Origin of the sequence: Pantoea sp. CTOTU50773 (assembly GCF_032082325.1) — a bacterium.
GTDB classification, from domain to species: Bacteria; Pseudomonadota; Gammaproteobacteria; order Enterobacterales; family Enterobacteriaceae; genus Pantoea; species Pantoea communis.
This window is the reverse complement of the sequence record NZ_DAMDQC010000065.1, coordinates 1-22,802: the sequence shown is the minus strand read 5'-3', so window position 1 is coordinate 22,802 and position 22,802 is coordinate 1. Positions and strand designations below refer to the sequence as shown.

Sequence of the window (22,802 nt, the reverse complement as noted above, 5' to 3'; positions counted from 1 at the left end):
AAATCAGCAGGGAGCCGTGACTGTTGGACAGGACGAAGCGGTCACGATCAGCCCACAGCGGGTTAGTCGGATTGTGCTTCAGGTGGTCGCGCCAGAGCACTTCGGCGATGTCCGCCATGCCCATCGGGGCACCAGGATGTCCCGATTTGGCTTTTTGTACTGCATCCATACTTAACGCGCGAATGGCGTTGGCAAGCTCTTTACGAGAGGGCATCTTCTACTCCAGGTCGGATTAATGCTCCGCCGCGATTAACGTATTGTAATTAATCAGTTATCAGGCGAAGCGAGAAAAAAGTCGCACATCAATGTACATGAAAATCGGGGCAAAAGTACATGCGTCGACGTGCTAAATAGCGGGTAAACGGTTGCAATTCGGGGCTTGTCTGCTAGCCAGTGAACAGGATGCGAGCTATAAACAAAGCGTTTGAACACCGATCTCAATTTCAGGTGTTTGTTTTCTCTACCTTGTTACGCAAAGGACCTCTAAATGAAAATCCGCGCCACAATTATTGCTGTGGGAATCGCTTCGCTGCTGAGCGGTTGCGAAGGAATGGACAACAACGCGCTGCTGCAATCCGGCGCGCAGGCCTATCAGGCTTATACGTTGAATGATTCACAAGTGAAGCAGCTGAGCGATCAGTCTTGTGCCCAGATGGACAAAGACAACCAGCTCGCGCCTGCCAATAGTGAATATCAGCAGCGCCTGAACAAAATCGCCGCTGCGCTGGGCGATAACATCAATGGCGTGCCGGCCAACTACAAAGTCTATCTGACCAAAGATGTGAATGCGTGGGCGATGGCCAACGGCTGCATCCGCGTTTATAGCGGCTTAATGGATATGATGACGGACAACGAAGTGGAAGGTGTGCTCGGCCACGAGATGGGCCACGTTGCGCTCGGCCATACGCGCAAAGCGATGCAGGTTGCCTACGCCACCACGGCGGCACGCACTGCTGCGGCCTCGGTGGGCGGCGTGATTGGTCAGCTTTCGCAGTCACAGCTGGGCGATCTGAGTGAGAAGCTGGTCAATGCGCAGTTCTCGCAAACACAGGAGTCGCAGGCGGATGATTACTCTTATGATCTGCTGAAAAAGCGCGGTGTTAATCCACTCGGCTTAGCCACCAGTTTTGAGAAGCTGGCAAAAATGCAGCAAGGCCAAACGAGTTCGATGTTCGATTCGCACCCGGATTCCGCAGCACGTGCACAGCACATCCGCGATCGTATTGCGGCAGATGGCAAATAATCGGCCATAAAAAGGAGCGCCATGTGCGCTCCTGTTCTCAGCTTCAACAGCTAGCGCTTAAACAGATCATCCACCATCGAACCTAAATCCATTTGGTTGTTGTGCAGACTCTGCTCATCAAGTTGACCTTGCGGTGACATCTTATCGATCAACTGTGGCAACAGCGCCGCCAGCGTGCCGGAAGCGCCATTCACATCGGTGCCCAGCTTATCGGCCAGCGACTGCAACTCCTCCTGACCGAAAGCATTCTGAATCTCACCGCCGCCGACCTGTTGATTGCCGCCAGTACCGATCCACGACCCCAGCACCTCGCCAAGCCCGCCTTGTTGAAACTTCTGCAGCAGCACTTCGATTCCGCCCTGCTCCTGCACCCAATTCCAGATCGCCTGCAACTGACCCAACTGATTGCCTTGCCCGTTGCTGTTCCCCAGCGAACCCACTAATTCATCCAGAAAGCCCATGGTGACCTCCGAAGATTCTCAAACCGTGATTAACGAAGCGATAAATAACGCTACGCCCAAAAGTATAGCTACAGGGTGCCGATAACGAATTGTCACCGTTAAGTTGTTGAGCCGTTGATGCGAGAAGCGTGACAATGGTCTGAACTCGCCACACGAGGCCATGTCATAGTGAGTATGGTCTACACTGACCGTTTGTTTTCAGGCGATATCAGAGAGAGTCACCGGAGCACCACATACTATGTTGACCATTCTGATTATTCTCGCCGTCGTTATTGCGATTGTGCTGATTGGCGCGTATCTGGTGATACGTTCAGCAGCCAAAGATGTGAATGACGATTATTAGGAACCGGGGACGTCGAGGGCAATGGATCGCCCCATCAGCTATCACCCTTTCTTAATCACTCTGCGCCGCTCAAAACAAATCCCAACCCACTTCACAGATTGACATCATTGCTATCAATGCGCGTTGAGAAAGGACGATAAACATCAGTAGACGAATTCGCGTGGAGAATGAGAAAGCAGAAACGTGATGAGAAAGCTCAGAAGCGATGAATGTCCCTGGAAGGATGATTCTGAATTAGCGGGCGAAGCAAGATTTCTGTCATAAATAAAATGTAGCGTGGTTCAAAGACTCTGACTGGAGCCACTTATGTTGACAATTATCATCATTAGCGCAGTGACGTTATTAGCGGTTGCCGGATTCGCCGTAGTGCGTTCAGCCAGCAACGATATCAACAACAACTATTAAGTTGAGGACAAGGCCATCGCCCTGCCCTCATCTGGATTAACCTTTATTTGCAGCCTGCACGTGCAGCATATCCAGCGCCAGCGTAGCAGCCGCCAGTGAAGTCAAATCAGCGTGGTCATAAGCCGGTGCCACTTCCACCAGATCCATCCCGACGATGTTCATACCCTGTAAGCCACGAATCAACTTGGTAGCTTTATCGCTGGTCAGTCCGCCGATCACTGGCGTGCCAGTGCCCGGTGCGTGCGCCGGATCCAGACAGTCGATATCAAAGGTCAGATACACCGGCAGATCGCCCACGGTGCGTTTCACTTCAGCCAGAATATCATCGACGCTGCGGTCATTAACCTGTGCTGCATCCAGCACGTTGAAGCCAAGGCTCTTGTCGAACTCAGTACGGATACCAATCTGCACCGAATGATTCGGATCGATCAGACCTTCTTTCGGCGCGGTGAAGAACATAGTGCCGTGGTCGAAGGTTGGACCGTTAGAGTAGGTATCAGTGTGCGCATCAAAGTGCACCAGTGCCATCTTACCGAAGTGTTTGGCGTGGGCGCGCAACAGCGGCAGCGTAACGTAGTGGTCACCCCCAAAAGTCAGCATACGCTTACCGTTTGCCAGCAACTTCTCAGCGTGAGCCTGCAGTTTGTCAGAGAGATCCTGTGAATCACCGAATGCGTAAACGAGGTCACCGCAATCCACCACGTTCAGGCGCTGACGCAGGTCAAAATCCCACGGCCAGCGGCAACCTTCCCATGCGAGATTAGTAGAGATCTGACGAATCGCGCCCGGCCCTAAACGGCTGCCCGGACGACCTGAAGTTGCGGCATCGAAAGGTACACCAGTGATCACCCACTCAGCATCGCTGTCGTAAGGCTGGAAGTTCACCGGGAAGCGCATGAAACCGAAGGCGTTAGAAACCAGGGAGTTATCGTACTGATTGCCCAGGGTGTTATACATAACTTGTCCTCTTTAGATCCGTGAGTCGTTTAGCCACTAAGGTATAGATGAAAAAAATCCCCTCCGCGTCGTTAGGCCCGACGAGGAAGGGATTTGTTGTGCATGATTATCGCGAAGAATCAGGCGACCTGCAATCGTCACTTCTCAAATGTAACAACTACTACTTTTTGTAAAATTCAGTGGATTGTCTCGTGAATGAATTGATTAGCAGTGTTGATTTCATGATGCAGAGTAAGGTCAAGAACAGAAACGCACTTAAGCATTAAAGTCATTATATTCAGTCAGTTGAGTTAAATCAGGTACAATGATTAGTTCAATAGGCCTTACAGATAATTTACAAAATATTAATAGACGAAAACGTTTAGGATTATTTCGACATGATCTGTAACTTACGTCATCAAAATTAGGGAAAATTCTTACAGACAAGCAGGGACCAGCTGTTCAAGTGGATGGATCCATATCAACGACAAACCATCTAATTGTTCAAAATGGCATCACGCCTTTCGCGTATTCATCAGCTCTAATCTTTTGAATTTGCGTAAAATCTGCTGATTAATTCAGCTCCCCCGTCTGAAAAACTATAAACCTCCCCCCTACACCGCCTGTATTGCGTCCAGTGCATTGGTAGCTGTTAAGCCAGGGGCGGTAGCGTGTAAAAAATCCCACCCAATTCTCATGAGTTTAATCAATGGCCAGAAGTGGATTTGAAGTCCAGCAAGCAGCCGTTAAGGCCTTGTTTTTGCGTGAAATACGCACCCGATTTGGAAAGTTTCGCCTGGGTTATTTTTGGGCGATTTTAGAACCATCTGCACATTTGCTGGTGCTGCTAGGCATATTTGGTTTCATTATGCACCGCACCATGCCGGATATCTCATTCCCTGTATTTCTGCTGAACGGCATTATCCCGTATTTTATTTTCAGTAATATTACAAACCGCTCAGTCGGTGCGATTGAAGCCAACCAAGGGCTGTTTAATTACCGTCCGGTAAAGCCGATCGACACCATTATTGCCCGCGCACTGCTAGAAACGCTTATCTATGCTGCCGTTTATATCCTGCTAATGGTGGTTGTGTGGATGGCGGGTGAATACTTTGAAGTGACCAACCTTCTGCAATTAGTTGCGACATGGGGATTGCTGATTCTATTTTCTTGCGGGATTGGATTAATCTTTATGGTAGTAGGAAGAACCTTTGCCGAAACCCAAAAGTTTTTACCCATACTGCTTAAACCCCTCTATTTTATTTCCTGCATTATGTTCCCTCTGCACTCCATTCCAACAGATTACTGGCCTTATTTGTTGTGGAACCCTTTGGTACATGCGGTTGAACTAAGTCGAGAAGCGGTCATGCCAGGTTACGTGAGTGAAGGCGTGAGTCTCAGTTATCTCGCGATTTGTACCTTAGTCACGGTATTTGCTGGCCTTGCGTTATATCGCAATCGTGAAGAGGCAATGCTTACCTCATGATTAAAATAGAAAATTTAACGAAATCATACCGCACGCCTCAAGGCCGCCATTATGTTTTCAAAGGCCTGAATATTGAGATACCAAGCGGTAAAAGTGTGGCGCTTATAGGTCGTAATGGTGCGGGTAAGTCTACACTGTTACGTATGATCGGTGGAATAGATCGTCCAGATAGCGGCAGTATCATAACCGATAAAACAATCTCTTGGCCGGTTGGTCTTTCAGGCGGCTTTCAAGTTAGTTTGACTGGAAGAGAAAACGTAAAATTTGTCACCCGCTTATACTCAAAAAAAGAAGAGTTGCCAGAAAAGATAGCGTTTGTTAAAGAGTTTTCCGAGCTTGGTAAATATTTTGATATGCCCATCAGAACTTATTCATCGGGGATGAAATCCCGGCTAGGTTTTGGACTCAGCATGGCATTTAAATTTGATTATTATCTGGTTGATGAAGTAACTGCTGTCGGGGATGCCAGGTTTAAGAAAAAATGTGAAAACTTATTTAATTCACGCCATGAAGAATCCAACTTCATAATGGTTTCACATAGTTTAAATTCACTTAAAGCATATTGTGACATTGCAATTTTAGTCGGAAGAAACCATGAAGTAACATTATTTGAATCAGTGGATTGTGCAATAAAAATTTATAAAGAAGAAGAAAAAATTTAAACTTTGAATTTTTAATACAGGTGACAATGAAAGATGAAAAAAATAAAAAAATTCATAGAAAGTCCAGGTGTTTTCTTTAGAGATTATTTTAATAAAAAATATCCTAAGATCTATAACGAAGTTTCATGCCCTCAAGAAGAAGAAGAAATCATCATACGCCACGGACTCGTACTTGACGATAAATTAAATGGTTCATTTCCAATAGATATTGTTTTTACATGGGTCAATGGTAATGATCCAGAATGGATCAAAAAATATAAAAAATTTAAAAGCATCAACATTGAAAGTCATGGGCAACATGCAACTAATCAGGCTCGTTTTAGTGATCATAATGAATTATATTATTCGATATCAAGCATAATAAAATATCTACCTTGGGTTGAGAAAATATACCTTATAACAGATAGCCAAATTCCAAGTTGGATAAAAGAGTTTCAGATTGTAAAAATAATAGACCATACGGAAATAATACCTAAAGAATATTTACCAACATTTAACTCCCATGTTATCGAAGCTCACTTACACAAAATACCTAATTTAGCGGAACACTTCATTTATTTTAATGATGATGTATTTGTAGCTAGGCCCCTGCCGAAAGGACATTTTTTTAAAAGTAATGGCTTAGCCTCTTTATTTTTATCAGATAAAAGTTATCAAAATATGGTAGCTAATGGGATAATAACCCCTACGTTGAGTGCTTCATTGAAAGTCAGTCTAATGTTGTCTGAAATATTAGGATTTAGGATCGATACACCACTAGTTCACACCTATATTCCTCTTAGAAAAAGCATGTTTGATTTAGTTGAAAAGATCTATGCAGAAGAGATCGCGTCATTTCTTCCTAACAAATTTAGAACCAATGAAGATTTGAATGTAGCTACATGTTTAGTGCCATGGTATTCATATGCACAAGGCTATTCTACACCTGAAAGAGACATTTGTTACTATTTTAATATTAGGTCTCCCGTGGCAAAAAACATATATAAATCCCTCTACCATCGTCCTTTTAAACATTCCCCCCATTCCTTTTGTGCTAATGATGTAGTTCAAAACACTCAGTCAGAAGGAGATTATGTATCCAAACTTAAAAAAGCCCTTAATTATTACTATTATTTTAAAAAGTAAAAACAAAATACCGACTACACACTTAAAAAATAATTAAAAAATAAAAAGCATTATCGATTAATATAAATAGTTCACCTCACGACCTTAGAATAAAACAATAAGATAAGAAAATTTAGTTATTTACTAGGTTTATTTTTATTCCACAATAATTCAATTATCATCCAGCAGACACAAACTCTCTTTGCCAATATTATAAAGCTACTTCTTCACATCCCAATTAACCATAAAAGGTCACAAGGCACATGCTATGACATTATATAGAAAAACAAGAAAGTTATTTACAAAACCGAATCTATTTATGCAAGACTTCCTTTCAAAAAGAGGTGTTAATTTTAATTCCAAGTTAAGGGCTCCGAGTCACTCTAACATCAAAATTATGCCAGTTGCTATTAAAGACTCACCAACTGATAAATCAAAAGTTACGATTATAAAAACTGCTAATTCAAAAAAAATCTACTCTCGTGTTGCTCTAGATGATGCGGGAGAAACTTTCTATGCACGCCTGAACGAATGTTGCAAAAATATGAGCATGCCGTTTATGACTGGTGCAGCTCCAGATAAGTGGATGCATGCTTTCCATATAAACCATACAGATATGCAACTTTTTAGCCGTATTATGGACTTTTGGTTTTCTGATAACGAAAACTATTTTATAAGCTATAAAAAGAACACATATTCGATTAAAGAAGCAATATCTAGAAAAGACTTTTACGCTCAAGGTAATTTTGACATCCTTTGTGTTGAAAAAGAACATCACGACTCAGCCTCAAACACAAAAGTATATTACTCATCGATTATTCATGTTGTAACGTGGAAAAAATTAGATAATTACTCTTCTGAATCCGTATATTCAATCAGTGAGAAAAATAAATATATACACAGACTCAGAGCCCCAGCTTTTGAAGCACATATGAAAAATCACATTAAAATCGATGATGATGATAATGTTTCTGATATCGCTTTCCCAATTGATGTTGTTTACACCTGGGTTGATGGCAATGATAACAAGTGGAAAGAACAAAAAGAAATGTTTTCAGCTGTTGATCAGGAAATAGCTATAGACAATATTGAAAGTGATGAAAATGCAGGGCGAGCATATTCGGATGAACGATTTCGTAATAGAGATGAATTACTTTACTCACTCAGATCTTTAGAAATGTATGCTCCATTTGTTAGAAATATATTTATCGTTACCTGCGGACAAAAGCCAGAGTGGCTGAGTGAAACATCACCAAAAATTAAGTTGGTAAATCATAGTGACATATATAGTAACCTAGATAATTTACCCACTTTCAATTCCAGTGGTATTGAAACTCAACTACATCATATTAAGGAGTTGTCAGAACACTTTTTATATCTCAATGATGATTTTATGTTTGCTGACTTTTGCACTCCTGATGATTTCTTCTATCCAAATGGTATATTAAAGTTTTTCCCATCTGAAGCAAGAGCTTATGAACATGATATTGATGATTCTAGAGAGGAATATATAGTAGCTGACCGAAATGCAATTAACTTATTAAGTAGTTGCAGCAATAAAAAATCCAGAATGATAATGAAACATGCTCCATATCCATGTTCAAAAAGTTATCTTTATGAACTTGAAAATAGATTTAGTAAAGAATTTAAGACATGTGCAGCAAATAGGTTTAGAAGTATAACTGATTTAAGACCAATAGCTTTCATGCAGTACAATTTTGGTTATCATGAAAGCAAGGCTATACAAAGTGACATTTCTAACCGATATCTAGCCCTTTATAAAGATAGTATTAAAGCTCAATTAAATGGCGTTTTTGTTACTAGAAAGTACAAGACAATTTGTATTAATGATGTTGGCATTACAGATGATAAGATAGAACAAACTAATGAGCTCACTCGTGACTTTCTTGAATCTTACTTCCCATTTAAATCCTCATTTGAGAAGTAAATTTTCTATTTTCAGTAAAACATTGATTTATAATGGAAAGATTAAAAATGAAAACCGCTGTGTGTTCCATTTGTAGAAACGAGTCTCCATATATTTTTGAATGGATTGCATATCAAAAGAAAATTGGTTTCGATCAGGTATTCATTTATGATAACCACAGCGAAGATGGGACATCTGAATTACTCATCAAGTTAGACCATGCAGGGATAATTAGAAGGATTTTTTGGCCTCGACTCGAAAATATTGCACCTCAACGATCCGCTTATGCTGACTTTCTTGAAAAATACGCAGCCGATTTTGATTGGACTTTTATTTGCGATCTTGATGAGTTTTTACACATTGAGAATAAAGATTTAAAAACCTTTATAGGCGATGCTTTACGAAAACAGCCAACAGCTGCAGCTATCGCTATTCCATGGTTAATGTTTGGCTCATCTGGTAATGAAGAATATGTGGATGAGCTAGTAACTCAACGCTTCACACATTGTGATGATAATGTAACTAGCCGAGTTAAAACTTTATTTAGACCGTCTTCCGCTTATCAAATTAGAACACACATCGTCGACCTTCATACAGGTATTTACTTAGATAATAATTTTGATGAGGCTAAGTGGAGCGGAGCAATGCCTATTTGTCTCGAAAAACCTAGTTCTGGTCGCGCACAACTACATCATTACTTTACTAAATCCCGTTTTGAATGGAATAAAAGAAAGTCACAAGCTAAGGCTGATCGTGCACACATTGAGTTCGCAGATATTCAGTTATTCGAAAAGTATAATAATCAAACAAACAAAAACTTCAAACTATCGGAAGGTAGTGATGAGTTAAAACGATATGTACTAGATATAAAGCATAGAATTAACTTAAAAAGTAAGAATAGCATATCCGCCAATATTATTTTCTCTAATGAAACGTTACTAATAATTAGAGTTTCATCAGAAATCGCAATCAGTAAGTTAAGGCTTGTTATTGATGATAAATTAGAAATTATCACATCGAACTTAATGACCTTACATGATGGAAGTATTGCCTTTTTCTTAAATGTCAAAACCAAACATAAAATTGCAGACAACATCAAGGTCTCAAGCATTGATAACTCCAATATTGTCTCCATTAACGTTAGAGACATGCCAACTAGGATGGAAATGTTAAACAATGTTCTTAATTTTCTTCCTAACTCAGAATATATCAAATTTAATATATTCAAGAGAATTGCTAATGATCCCAAGCGATTGAAGCATCTTAATACCTATGAATTCGGTGACTTTAATAAATTTTCAGAATACAAAGGCATGATTAATATTCATAGATTATATGTCAATTCAAAATTAACTCAGGAAGATATCACATCATACCTGAACACACATGGTAGTGCAGGGCAGAAATTGATGGATGAGTTCTTTGATATTGAAGGACCTTTTTCTGAGTCACTAAATGAAACAATGCGGAAATGTTAATTCACATTAGAAGGTCATAGCCACATACTTAAAGTTGGCATTTATAGCAAAGTTAAGTCACCCATTCCTAAGGGCTGGGTGATTTTAAAGGTTAAATCCTTTGGGCAAAAAATTAATCTTTGAAACCATTTAATTATATGAACTGAGCATGCAACTTCAAAACAATTACAACCTAATACCCCCTATTACTCCGGATTAAAATTTAGCGAGTATCTTCCCATTACAATTCAATAGCACTGTCCACCTTACTATTTACAGTGTCAAATCTTAACCTCCTGATTTTATTGAAGGAAAAATCCGTTTTAGAAAAATAAACCGCATTCACCTGCGTATTCTCCAGCAGGTAACCACGAAACTTCTTGAACAGCTTCATATCCGGCTTAAATTCCGCCGTCCAGAACTGGTTAAGATGCCCTTGATAGGTCAATCCCTTCATATCGTACAGCGCGTTCCCCATCACCTTTAATGGTTTATTGTGGATCAACGCTGAAATCCCTGCCGTACTATTAATCGTGATCGCTGCCTTTGCATGAGTTAACAACTCAGGCATTGGCACGTCATGCACATAAATCACCCGGTTCGTTACGCCGTACTCTTTGCTGAGTTTATTGATCAGCGGACCATATAAACGGTGTCCGCGATCCATCGGATGATGCTTAATCACCAAAAACTCGTTACGCGGTGCTTTCTTCGAAAATGAGAAGATTACGTCGTTAATGTAGTCGCGCACATCTTTATACGGGCTATGGTTGCGGATCTGGCTATCGTTATATACCTGCAAGATAGCGAGAAAATAACGCTGATCAAGGCTATTCTGCAAATGCGATAACACATTGCGCTGACGCCAGTCGTACCATTGCTTGCGCCAGTAAGCCCTAATCCAGCACTGTGCCTCATACCACGGCGAGAAAGATTTATGATGCCGATATTCATGGAATTCATGCCGATAGCGCCAACCTACAAGGTAATACCAGGTGGCGTGGCCGATACGTTTCATGGCTGAGGGCTTAAGCTTCTCAACTTGCATTGGCGGCATTTCTGGCAGACGGCGATAGAACTCAGGATCGCGCGGTAAGGAAGAGAACGCATTTACCCCGCCCTCCTCTACCGTAATAAAGTGCGGCCGCAAGTAGCCTTCTTCAAATGCGATAAAACGTATCCCTTTGGCTTGCGCCCAGCGCCTGGCAGCCTGATGCATAGGACGGCAATCGCCAAAGCAAAGAATCGTATCGAAGTCATATTCTTTATGCGTATCGCGCAGCCATGATGGAAATTCTTTGGGGGTTTTGAGGTAAGGCAAGTATTTACGCTGGCGACAGTAAAAACGATCCCCACCGTTAAATATTACATTAACAGCTTCACGCTCCAGTGATTCGAGCCATGTGGCCAGATCATTGAAGAACGGCCCCATCGGCCCCTGTAATAGCAGATACTTTTTCCCAGACAGCAGCATCTTTAAAGCGTTACTGTGCATCATCAACCTTCTTTTTTGTTATTTTATGAGCCGGTTTTCCTAACCGAATTTAACCTTAAAAAACATCAACATCTTGCGATAATGCCTAACGAGGTAACACGCTTTCTTCTTATTGATAAACATCTGTCCACGCGGTGCGTGAATCAAGAACTCTGCCGCTTCTTCCGCGCTAATAGCTGCCAAACGCAGCGGATGGATATACGTCGGATAGGCAATTAATGCCTGGTAAATCACATCCGCAAGCCCCAACTTGCGTTTGCGCCTTGCACAGACATGCTCATCATTGGTTAATCCCCATCCGGCATAAAATGGCATGCCATAGCAATGCACTTGCTTGCCATGCAACAGCGCTTCAAAGCCGGAGAGTGAAGTCATGGTATGCAGTTCATCTGCCATCTGGATGCACTGAATAACATCAGCATCCAGCGCCTGATAGTCCGCCAGTTGCGCCACCACTTCCGCTGGGATATCCCCTTTGCGATTACCTACCAGTACATCAGGGTGCGGCTTATAAACGATGAAGGCATCGGGATTACGCTCACGAACCGTGCGCAGTAATGACAGATTGGTGTTGATGGAGAGCGTCCCCGTTTGAATTGAGGCGTCATCTTCAACCTGGCCGGGCACTAGTAGAATCCGCTTACCCTGCGAACCTTGCGGCAGGGCAAAATCCGCCCCTAAGTTGTATTTGCTTAGTTTGCTCTGGACCAAACGCTGATGCAGTTTTTCGGCACGCTGCCGCTGCGCCAACGTCAGTTCGCTATGGTTTAGCATCACTTCGAGATCGCTGGTGCGCGTGGCGTCGTAATAGATGCCGCGCTTATCCAGTACCAAAGAAAGTGGCGGTAACAAGTCAGAACCCAAACCTGAAGAACGCAGGAAACCATCTTCCATCCGCCACAGTGGCAGCTGACGTAATTTCGCCTTCTCCTGCCAGCGCTGCTCACCTCGCACTCCCCACACCACACAGGCCGTGGCTGCACGGCAATGGCGGGAAAAACTCAGCTTATTGGCGGTGGTATGTAAAAACGGTTTGAGGATGGTGGATTTCCACAGCGTTAATCCTGGTGCCCATAGATGCCCACTGCGTTGCTGCTGATGACGTCGCTGTAGCTGCATCCAGCCCAACACATCAAACAGGGTTGCGGCTGCTCCCGTCAACGGGTCGATATACCGGCTGTAACGCAAATAAGCTGCGGCAAATAGCTCTTCCAACGTTGAGCTTCCACGGCGCTGTAGAAGTTGCTCCGCCTGTGGATGGCGATCGTCGGTTAACCCCCATCCTGCATACCAGGGCTGACCAAAGCAGGTAACCGGCTTGCCCGCCATCAAAGCTTCGAAACCATATTGCGAAGTCATCACGTATACGCGTGAGACATGGCGCAGCAACGATTGCGGGCTGACGTTGTCCGCCATCAAATGTACGCGATGCGTCGATTGCAGCTGATGGTAATACCCGGCTTTTTTACCCTCTAACACATCAGGATGGACCTTCACCCAAATGGTCGATGACGGGTTTTCTTTTATCGCCGCATCCAGCATTGCTACAAAATCATCTGGCCCGGCGTTACCGTATGTCACTGACATATCGCCAAAGGTCTGATCCACCACCAGCACTAAGTTACTGGTCAGGCTCTCCCCGGCGATGAATGCCGGAGCCTGATTATATTTGGAAAGATCTTCCGTAACGATGGTGTGGATCGCTTCTTTCGCTTCTGCGGCTAATGCCTGATTGTCTTCGCGTTGCTGGATCAAACGCTCCAGCGCACTCGGTCGGCTGGCATCGTAATAGATCCCTTCATCATCCAGCACCATGGAAAGTGGTGGTGCCCCGCTTACCCCCAAATCTAGCGAGCGGATAAAACCATCTTCGAGACGAAGAACTGATTTACCCGCCGCCCGTGCTAATTCCACCGGCTTGCGTGCGCTAGGGCGATGGCCCCACACTGCGACGGTATCAATCTCAGCGGGTATAGGACGCATCGGAGAAAGCTTCTGGCACGGCTGTGCCAGAAAATTGTCCAGATGCGGAATACGCCAGATCCCCGATGAGAAAATACCAATCATGTTTCTTTATCCTTAGATCGACAGAATCACTTTCGCACCCACCGCCAGCTGGTAGAGGATGGTGGAGATACCGCGTGTGACTTCGATGTTCTTCGATTCGTACTTCGGCAGTACCATCAGCTCGTCGCCTGGGTTAAGCGTGTCAACATCTTCACCGTTCTCGGCTGCACCGTTCTGACGAATCACCACAATCTTGGCGTTACCCGATTTCTGCGTCAGACCACCACACTTCTCGATGTAATCTTTCGGGCTCATGCCTTTCTCCCAGCTCACCGCATTCGGGAACAGCACTTCGCCATGCACCATAACCAGCGAGGTTTTCTGCGGGATGTTAATCACGTCGCCATCCTCCAGCAGAATCGAATCGAGGTTCTTCTCGTTGAGGATCACTTCACCCTTCGGCACCACGTTGCGCGCTTTGTTGACGAAGCGGCTGATCAGCTGAGCTTCCTGCATACGCAGGCTGGCTTCTTCTTTGGTGGAGGATTGGGCAGAGAGCGAGGCTTCTTCCAGTTTCTGCAGGGACAAATCCAGCATCTCTTTCTGACGCTGCGCCACAGAAGGACGGTAAAGCTGGATAGCACTCATTTCAGACATGCTGTTGGTGCGGATCTTCGCTAACACCGCACGCATGCTCGAACCGTATGGCAGCACCATCGCGTGTTCGCCAGAGTGCGCACCTTCGACGCGAACCTGAATGGTGCCGGCATAGCGATCGGTGCTGACAATCAGCGTATCGCCATCCTGCAACATGCGGCCCGGCGCAGAACTGATCGGGTAATACTCACTACGTTTCTGCAAGCCCTGCTGGCGAATAATAGTGATGTTGGTGGCGCCTGGCTTAGCACGCGCCCAGCTCAGCGCTTCCGTCACCGGAATGCTGCTGTCACGGAATTCAAAGTCATAGCTGTTGAACACATCACCCTGCACGCTAAAGGTGTGCTGACGTGGCCCCACCACGATGGTGTCGCCATCGGCAAACTGTGACAGGCCCAGCTTGCCGTTAAGCAGGAAGTCATACAGGTTGATGCTGGAACGCACGCGGTTGCCACGCTTCACCACGATATCCACATAACTACCGCGATCGGGATCGACGCCGCCGGCTTTAATCAGGTAGTTGAGCAGGGAATCAGAGGTCACACCGCCATATAGTCCAGGGCTGCGCACAAAACCGGTCACGTAAACCTTCACCGGCTGCGCCTGCAGCAGCGAGGCGTACACACTGACGTTAGCCTGATAAACCTCTTTTACTTTGCTAGTCACTAACGCATTCAGCTGACTGTTGCTCACGCCCGCGACTTTTACCGGCCCCACATTCGGCAGGAAGATATTGCCTTTCGGATCAACCTGCAGAGCGCCATCAAAAGTGAACGCGCCCCACAAGCGTACCTGAATGCTGTCGCCAGGATTGAGCACATAGCCGGGGTTGAAACCGACCGTGGCACCGCTATCGGCGCTGGTGCCGTTAAACAGCTGTGCGCCAAACATGCGGCTCATCATCGCCGGTGCTACCGGGCGCGGGGTGTTATCAAACCCATCGCTGCTCTGCACCTGACTCTGCTGGCCGGTCAGGAACGAAGGCAACGGTGCCGCACCGGTCAGATTCGGATCGGCATTAATATCCAGCGCAGCACTGGCGGTGGTGGCTTGCCAGGCGGCAAGCAATAACAGTGACTTCAATAATTTCATGACGAACTCAATTAATCCCGGTGATCTTCAATAACGGCTAACAGCAATTTCAGCGTGCCGAACAATAAGCAGCACACCAGCAACCAGCAGGCGATCAAATAAGGGGTATTGGGGTATGTGGATTCCTGCGGCTGCTGCGGTGAGCTGATCACCGACAAGACTTTCAGCTTACGTGCCGCTTCCACGCGGGTTTTCTCAATCGAAGTCAGCGCCAGCTTGTACAGCTCGGTATCAAACGCCACCTTCGATTTAATCTCTTCAAAATCCACCGCCATACGGTTCAGCTTGTGGCCCTGCGGCGCGGTGATTTTGCTTTTTTCAGCGTCAATCTGCGCTTGTAAGGAGGAGATCGCGTTTTGCGCACTCACCACCTGCGGCGCGTCATCACGCAGATAGGTCAGCAGGTTACGCAGATCGGCTTCCATCTGGATCTTTTGACCCATCAGGGTATTGACCAGGGTGCTGGCGGCAAGAGCCTGCGCTTCCGGGTCCAGCACGTTGTTGCTGTTCTGGTAAGCGAGCAATTCACTTTTGCTGGCATCCAGTCGAACGCGTGCTTTCTCCATTTCCGCTTCAGCAAACGAGAGCTGATCGCGTGCAATCCGGTGCGACAGTTCGTTGATAAAGCGCTCGGATTCTTTCAACACGGCCTGGTTAAACTTCAGCGCAAATTCTGGGCTGAAGCCTTGCGTCTGGATATCCAACAGGCCGGTTTTGTCGTCGTAAGCAATGCTGATGCGGTCACGGTAGTACTGCAGGAAGCGTTCGGCGGTCTCTTCCTTTGCCAGATGGTTGAGGAAATCCAACCCGCTATGGCTAAAGGCTTCATGGAAGTCGAGTTGCTTATCCAGCACCCGGAGCATGTCCGGTGAATTGATGTACTCCTTGAGGTAGAGCGCATCTTCGGCGGAGCTAGGATTAGAGGCACCCAGCAACAAGCCAAAATTAAGGCTACTGCTGGTGAGATCGTCAGAACGTTTAATCGCGACTTTGGATTCGCTCATATAGCGCGGCTGGCTGAAGATCACGAGATAGATCAGCAGCAGCGCCATCGGCAGCAGAATGATAATTTTCGCCAGGTGCTTCTGGATTTCCGCCAGTGAAATGGCAGGAAAACGCGAACGCATCGTGGATGCGGCGGACTTCACTTTCATCAACATGTAACAGTCATCAATTATTGTTGGGGTGTCCAAACTACAATTCGGGTTTGGCAATATCTCTCACACCCACTTCTCCATGGTCAGCCGAAAATTTTTACAAGGCTGGTTATTTTTATTCAGTCAACGGGTAATCAAAAGCGCAGGGACTCAGAGGTTCTGCACCCTATTTGCGGATTCTTAGATTCGATTGGGTCATGCTGAGAGTTGAGGCTAAGCGCTGGGTGCCACTCAACCAACACGGTAGAAACTGAAGGGATCAATCCCGGCAAAATGCTGCCGCTTTGCTGCTCCTGAAAAACAACCTGCTTCATGTCAGTTCCTTTGCATGATGTATCTGGCAAATGCTCTCGCTACGCTTCCAGACAACGGACGCATAGCTAAATTGCATTAACGATTTTGCTCTATCCCTTGAAAAACCTCATCGCGCCATCTTTATCAGTGGCGAGCCAAAGCGTGCGCATAGGCATCCGCTTAACGGGTAGTGAGGTAAGCTCTTTTTATTATTTTCACTGCGACGCTCACGGAAAAATCTGAAGTGAGCAAGGGATAGAAATTCGACACTCTATGTAACATACAGCAACAGGCGGCACAAGAATTTTAAGCATATTCTTATTGAACCCTTACCCATTCAGCGGTCAATTCTTAACCACAAAAAAGCACCTACTGGTATAAAACGCTTTAATTCATCTGGTTAACGAAAGTTTAAGTCAAATCCCCAACACGCTTCACTAATTCGCACTAAAATTTTCTAAAAATGTCAAAAAGCTTCCAGTAATTACCATTGCAACCCATCAGGTCAAAGAAAACCGAGAAAACTCCCTGAGAATGGCCTTGGTTAGCTACATCCTTTCAGCATTAGATTTGGCGAACAGGTTAGCGCTGATACTGGATAACAAATGTCACCTCCTGCAAAACGGCACCTGTCTGCACCTTAACAAAACATCAATTTACTTTAAGTAACCTGACTAACAGACACAAAAAAGCCGCCGTTGACTCCTCAACGGCGGCTCTTAAACATCGAGTTTTGCGATTAGCGTTCGCGCATCGCCTCTTTGGCTTTGTTAAACGGTTTCACCAGATAATCCATGATGGTCTTCTCGCCGGTCTTGATATCGACAGTAGAAACCATCCCCGGACTGATCGAGTAGCGCTTACCGGCTTTGTTCTGCACGTAGTCGTTATCAGTGCGGATAAACACGCGATAGTAGTAAATCTCCGGCTTCACCTCATCCTGGATAGTATCCGGAGAAATGCTTTCCACCACGCCGTTCATGCCACCATAAATCGCGTAGTCATAGGCCGAGATCTTCACCACCGCACGCTGGCCGGGATGGATAAAAGCAATATCTCGCGGTGACAGGCGCGCCTCAATCAGCAGACGGTCGTTGAGTGGCACGATGTTCATCAGTTCGCCATTGGGAGGAATCACCCCGCCGACCGTGGAGACTTTGATGTTTTTCACGATGCCATTCATCGGCGCACGGATGGTCAGGCGTGTCACCGTATCTTCACGCCCTTTGATCACCTCAGCCAGGCTGTCCGCTTCGGCACTGGCTTTTGCCAGCTCCTCACGCGCCTGCACATAGTATTGCGAGCGCATGTCGGTGAGTTTCAGCTCCAGATCCGATTTATCGCGCTGCAAACGCAACACTTCAACGCTACTGGCGGCGCCGGTTTTCGCCAGTCGCTGTGTGATCGCTAACTCTTTGTTTGCCAACGCCAGCGACTCTTTGAACTGCTTTGTCGAGTCATTAAGCTGGGCGCGTTTGGTTTTATACAACCGCGTCTCGGAGGCAATCAAATCAGGATAAGCCTTGAGCTCATTGGGGAACGTAAGGGGATCGTCGTTGACCTCGGCTCTCAGGCGCGAGGCCGCTGCCAGTGCCGCACGATAACGCGCCGCACTTTCACCCACGCTGGATTGCGAGCGCGTGGCATCAAGACGCGCCACCACCTGCCCCGCTTTCACCCGATCGCCTTCGTGCACATAAAGCTCGGTAAGGATGCCGCCTTCTAAGGATTGCAGCACCTGGTCACGTGAGCTCGGAATCACTTTGCCCGTGCCGGTTGAGACTTCATCCAGTACGCCAAACCAGGCCCACACCAGCGATATCAGGATCAACGCGGCGCTGATGGTGATCAGCCTAACCGCACCGGTGTAGTGAGTCTCAGATTTGAGTTCCCCCAACAGATCGTCAGAGGAATTGACTTCTGCCGCGGTGACCAGTCGCAGTTTGCCGGGGAGTTGCTTCATCATGAGTGCACCTCCGGTGGATTACCACCCGCACGCGGTGGCGGCAGCGCGTTTTCTTTCGGGCTGTCCATCACCAGTTGCCCATCTTTGAGTACCAACACGCGATCCACCAATGCAAGGATCGCCGCACGGTGAGTGGCGACGATTAAGGTGCGGCCATTGAGCCAAGCCCCTAAACGCTCGATAAACTCTTTCTCGGTATGATCATCCAGCGCCGCCGTGGGTTCATCCAGCAGGATAATGTTGGGATCGCGCAACAGCATGCGAGCCAATAGTACTGACTGGCGCTGGCCGCCTGATAAGCCTACCCCGCCTTCCATAACCGGATGATCGAGACCGAGTGGCAAACGACGAATGAAATCCGCCCCGCCGCTGACCGTTAATGCACCGAAGATGGCATCGTCAGTCGCGTGGGCCGCGCCCATGGTGAGGTTTTCACGCAGCGTGCCGTGGAACAGGCGTGCGTTTTGCGTCATTAAACCCACGTTGCGGCGCACATCCGACACATCAATATGCGGTAAGCTGAGGTTATCCAGACGCAGTTCGCCGCCCACCAGATCCATGCCGCCGATCATCGCTTGCAACAAGGTTGACTTGCCCGAACCGTTGCGACCCAGCACGGCAATACGTTCACCCGGTTTGATCGTCAGGCTTTTAATACCCAGTGCGACGGTGAGTGAATCACTGTAGTAGCGGAACATCGCATCATTGAACTGATAATGACCAAACAGCACCGGACAATGGATGCGCGTCTCATCTTTACTGTTCTCCACCGGCAGATTCATCAATGCATCCAGACTGCCTTTGGCGGCTTTCACCTGCTGCCAGCGAGCCAGCACCCCACACAACGTCGCCATGGGGGCAATCATGCGCGAAGAGAGCAGCGAAGCTGCAACAATCGCACCGGTGGTGATATCGCCGTTGATCACCATCGGCGCACCGACCACGATCACGCTGGCATACACCAGCCCCTGCACGGTGACACCCCAACTGATCAACGAATGCATGACTTTTCGCATCTCAACGCCGGATTGCGCGGTAATGCGAATGTAGCTGTTCCACTGCTGCAAGAAGCGATCTTCTGCCTGCATCAGCTTGATATCCTCCAGCCCCTGCACGCTCTCCACCAGCACCGCATTACGCAGCGTGGACTCTTTCATCGCCTGCTGTGCCAGCTTCGCCAGTTTTTTCTGGCTGAACAGGCCTGGCAGCACCATCAAAATCACCGCGATGGGCGCTATCCATGCCAGCTGGGGAGCGATAATCGCCATCACCAGCAGGAACAGCAGGAAGAACGGCATATCGACGATGGCGGAGACGGTGGTTGAAGTCACCATCTCACGGATCGATTCCAGCTCGCGCAGCTGCGAAATAAAGGTACCAGTCGAACGCGGCACCGCACTGTTTCGCAGCCGCAGCGCATGGCCAAACACGCGATCCGATACACGCATGTCAGCGCGCTTACCCAGTAAGTCGGTGACGTGATCGCGGCCGACTCGCAATATGTAGGTGAACACCACCGAGATAATGACGCCGATATAGAGCACATACAGCGTGGGATAAGATTGCGCGGGGATCACGCGGTCATACACCTGCATGGAGAAGATAATGCCGACCAGCGCCATCAGATTGATCAGGAAGGAGGCCAGCATGACATGGCCGTAAGGCCGCATATCGTGCAGCACCAGCTTCATCAGCCAGTTGGGTTTTACGGTTGCCAGATAACGATCGACACGGCTGTCTTTGGCGGCCGTTACCGGGCGTAATGCGGCGGCGAAGCGGATTTCAGGCAGCAACGTTGCCAGCGCGACGGGGGCGGGTTGTTCATCTCCGGAGAAATGTACGCGCACTTCATCATCACCGTCAAAACTGGTGATAACACCGACTTGCCCATCGTTCAGTTCTACCGCCAGCGGCAAACGCCAGCTGGTGATTTCCCATTTATTCTCTTCATAAAGCTGTAGCGATAAACCAGCCTGACGCGCCAGATGGCGCAACGCTTTGTCACGCGTCTGTTTACCCTGCCATTCGGCGGCGGCCATAATCATGCCCGGAGAACAGGGCAAACGATAATGGGTGGCGATCTGAATGATCGCCGTCGCCCATCCATTTAACGGAACGTGACCGTCGGCACCACTGCTGGTATCACCATTCGGGGCATCGGGAATTTGTAATTGGGTCATGGCTGGATCTCCACATTCTGGATCCGCTGATTATTCAAAGCGAACGCCGATCGGATATGCCCGGTGCTGTATAAGCAGTCGAGTTGCAACGATCGTAATTGACTGATGGTTTGCTGCAGGGTGAAACGGGTCTGGAATACTTCCTGCTCGGCGTTAAGCACGTCCAGCAGCGGACGGGTGCCGAGTTGCAGATACTGATCCTGATAGAGCTGCTGGGTTTTCTCACCCAGCCTCTGTTGCCGCCCCATAATCGCCAGACTCTGCGACAAGCTAAGGGCTGCACTTTGCGATTCACTGAGTTGCTGCCGTGCTTTCAGGCGCGCGGAGTTGACGGCCGCGTTGGCCGCTTGCAAGGCGTTGGCAGCGGCGTCACGCGCGGCAGTGATCCCGCCTCCCTGATAGATCGGCATCTCCACTTTGACGAAGGCCTGATACTGAGTGCGATCGAGCGTTTCACTGCCGGAGTAGTGATTGTTGAGGTAGTGCGTGACCTGGGGTTCCAGCGAAATCGTTGGCAGGTTCTGCGCGTTAGCATTATCCAGTTTTGCCTGTGCCTGATTGGCCTGTGCCCATGCCGACAGCAATGCCGGGTTGAGTTTGTCATCCGCTTTACCCACCGCGCAGGAGCGCGTCAGGTTCACCGGAAAGTCCTCATTCACTTTCTTCACCAGCGGCCAACCGAGATAGGTCGCCAACGTGGCACGCCAGCGATCGAGGTTGGCCTGATACTGAATCAGCGTGGTGCGCGCCCCTTCAATACGCGCATCAGTTTGCGTGGCATCGGAGAGCGAAGCCGCGCCTTCATCATTTCGCTGACGGGCCAGATCGCCAATTTTGCTCAGTGCATCGAGCTGCTGCTGGGCAATTTTCACCAGTTGCTGATAGCCCTGCACTTCCACCAGCGCGGAAGCCGTGTCATGTGCCACCGTATCAATACTCACCAGCACGTTGGCTTGTTCCATCGCCACGCCAGCTTCAGCGGATCGCACCGAACTGCTGACTTTGCCAAAGTCATACAGCATCTGCGAAACCGACAATACGAACGATGGGCTAAAGCCCTTCTCGGTATAAGCATTGCTGTAGCCGTTGTTCATCCCGCCGCTGATCTGCGGATAATATTTGGCTTTCGCCACATCCACCTGATTGGCCTGTTCCAGCATTTTCCCCACCGCCTGCGCGATATCCGGATGCCACTGAATGGCACGCTGTACGGCCTGGTTAATCGTGAGTGAATCCGGGACGTGAGCCAATGCGGGTTCGGCCACTTCACCGGTTAATGACGGCAGATCCTGCTGCTGTTGCGCCAGGCCTGCGGAGGTGATTCGGCTGGCCGAGGTGAGCGCATCACTGGCAGCCATAAGTTGAGAACAATGAAATAAAGCGATGCCCGCACAGAAGACGCTGAGCTTAGAATAACGGCGAGTTGGAGCGCCTGATTGCATCAAATCCATCGATAATCCACCAGTCAGTAACAAAGAAAGGGGCACATCCCTGTGCCCATACTGCTTCCCTGCTTGATTTACACCGTTAAGCCGTGGTGTTTTGGTGCGGTTGTTGCAGCAGTTCCTCCAGAGATACGTTGACGCCTTCCAGCGTGACCAGTTGAGTACTGCTGTACGCCGTACCTGTACCATCACGGTCAATTGAGAGCACGGTATTGCCATCAGAAGTATGATCTACTTTGACGAAATCATTAATATTACTTGTTGAATCATTCCAGCCAATGAGCAAGTTACTGATGTCAACTTTGTCGCCTTGCGCAACATTAAAGTCGGTCCAGGTATCGTGCCCGTTACCACCAGTGGCATCCGCAGTCGCCAGCAGGTGGTATACCAGCGTGTCTGCGCCGGCACCGGTGGTGATGGTGTCGTCGTAGGCACCGCCGGTGATGGTGTCAGCGCCTGTCGTACCCGTGATGGTCGGGTGTAGA

Annotated in this window: 16 protein-coding genes and 1 pseudogene; 6 read left to right on the top strand and 11 right to left on the bottom strand. The window is 47.6% G+C overall.

Annotated features, from left to right (window positions below; all coding sequences use genetic code 11):
- Nucleotides 1–214: pseudogene (locus tag RT340_RS12250) on the bottom strand (transketolase); the annotation flags it as partial.
- A gap of 273 nt (nt 215–487) precedes the next feature.
- Here RT340_RS12250 and RT340_RS12245 point away from each other — a divergent pair.
- The gene (locus RT340_RS12245) at nt 488–1,243 is read left to right on the top strand and encodes a M48 family metallopeptidase (protein ID WP_211729308.1); all 756 of its coding nucleotides are present in this window, start codon (nt 488–490) and stop codon (nt 1,241–1,243) included.
- Nucleotides 1,244–1,293: 50 nt separating this feature from the next.
- Here the strand turns inward: RT340_RS12245 and RT340_RS12240 are convergent, their stop codons facing one another.
- Both RT340_RS12240 and speB read right to left on the bottom strand, forming a co-directional pair.
- Nucleotides 1,294–1,704: a YidB family protein gene (locus RT340_RS12240; RefSeq protein WP_211729309.1), complete on the bottom strand. Its 411-nt coding sequence runs from the start codon at nt 1,702–1,704 to the stop codon at nt 1,294–1,296.
- Nucleotides 1,705–2,488: 784 nt separating this feature from the next.
- Nucleotides 2,489–3,409, bottom strand: coding sequence for an agmatinase (speB, locus tag RT340_RS12235; protein ID WP_313376234.1), 921 nt, complete (start codon nt 3,407–3,409; stop codon nt 2,489–2,491).
- A 688-nt stretch (nt 3,410–4,097) separates the two neighbouring features.
- On the opposite strand from speB, the gene RT340_RS12230 reads away from it, so the two are divergent.
- The 5 genes from RT340_RS12230 (at nt 4,098) to RT340_RS12210 (ending at nt 10,045) form a co-directional block, all read left to right on the top strand.
- The gene (locus tag RT340_RS12230) at nt 4,098–4,874 is read left to right on the top strand and encodes an ABC transporter permease (protein ID WP_313376232.1); all 777 of its coding nucleotides are present in this window, start codon (nt 4,098–4,100) and stop codon (nt 4,872–4,874) included.
- Nucleotides 4,871–5,536 (top strand): ABC transporter ATP-binding protein, encoded by a 666-nt coding sequence (locus tag RT340_RS12225; protein ID WP_313376230.1) that lies wholly within the window; start codon nt 4,871–4,873, stop codon nt 5,534–5,536. Before RT340_RS12230 ends, RT340_RS12225 begins: the two co-directional genes overlap by 4 nt.
- Nucleotides 5,537–5,569: 33 nt before the next feature.
- Entirely contained in the window at nt 5,570–6,661 is a 1,092-nt protein-coding gene (locus tag RT340_RS12220; protein ID WP_313376228.1) for a Stealth CR1 domain-containing protein, read from the top strand.
- Nucleotides 6,662–6,908: 247 nt separating this feature from the next.
- A complete protein-coding gene (locus RT340_RS12215; protein ID WP_313376226.1) occupies nt 6,909–8,588 on the top strand; it encodes a Stealth CR1 domain-containing protein in 1,680 nt (559 codons plus the stop codon).
- A 32-nt stretch (nt 8,589–8,620) separates the two neighbouring features.
- The gene (locus RT340_RS12210; RefSeq protein ID WP_313376223.1) at nt 8,621–10,045 is read left to right on the top strand and encodes a glycosyltransferase family 2 protein; all 1,425 of its coding nucleotides are present in this window, start codon (nt 8,621–8,623) and stop codon (nt 10,043–10,045) included.
- Nucleotides 10,046–10,265: 220 nt separating this feature from the next.
- On the opposite strand, the gene RT340_RS12205 is transcribed toward RT340_RS12210, so the two are convergent.
- The 8 genes from RT340_RS12205 to RT340_RS12170 form a co-directional block, all read right to left on the bottom strand.
- A complete protein-coding gene (locus RT340_RS12205; protein ID WP_313376237.1) occupies nt 10,266–11,519 on the bottom strand; it encodes a capsular biosynthesis protein in 1,254 nt (417 codons plus the stop codon).
- Nucleotides 11,520–11,558: 39 nt separating this feature from the next.
- Nucleotides 11,559–13,586, bottom strand: coding sequence for a capsular polysaccharide biosynthesis protein (locus RT340_RS12200; protein WP_313376221.1), 2,028 nt, complete (start codon nt 13,584–13,586; stop codon nt 11,559–11,561).
- Between the two features lie 12 nt (nt 13,587–13,598).
- On the bottom strand, nt 13,599–15,275 hold the full coding sequence (locus RT340_RS12195) for a polysaccharide biosynthesis/export family protein (protein ID WP_313376219.1): 1,677 nt from the start codon (nt 15,273–15,275) through the stop codon (nt 13,599–13,601).
- An 11-nt stretch (nt 15,276–15,286) separates the two neighbouring features.
- A complete protein-coding gene (locus tag RT340_RS12190) occupies nt 15,287–16,435 on the bottom strand; it encodes a capsule biosynthesis protein (protein ID WP_313376217.1) in 1,149 nt (382 codons plus the stop codon).
- A gap of 1,030 nt (nt 16,436–17,465) precedes the next feature.
- Nucleotides 17,466–18,689: an HlyD family type I secretion periplasmic adaptor subunit gene (locus RT340_RS12185; RefSeq protein WP_409566147.1), complete on the bottom strand. Its 1,224-nt coding sequence runs from the start codon at nt 18,687–18,689 to the stop codon at nt 17,466–17,468.
- Nucleotides 18,689–20,872: a type I secretion system permease/ATPase gene (locus tag RT340_RS12180; RefSeq protein WP_313376215.1), complete on the bottom strand. Its 2,184-nt coding sequence runs from the start codon at nt 20,870–20,872 to the stop codon at nt 18,689–18,691. The genes RT340_RS12185 and RT340_RS12180 overlap by 1 nt, the downstream gene beginning before the upstream one ends.
- On the bottom strand, nt 20,869–22,323 hold the full coding sequence (locus RT340_RS12175) for a TolC family outer membrane protein (protein WP_313376213.1): 1,455 nt from the start codon (nt 22,321–22,323) through the stop codon (nt 20,869–20,871). The genes RT340_RS12180 and RT340_RS12175 overlap by 4 nt, the downstream gene beginning before the upstream one ends.
- A 76-nt stretch (nt 22,324–22,399) precedes the next feature.
- Nucleotides 22,400–22,802, bottom strand: a 403-nt coding sequence (locus RT340_RS12170) for a type I secretion C-terminal target domain-containing protein (RefSeq protein WP_313376211.1), incomplete at its 5' end; no start/stop codon positions are given.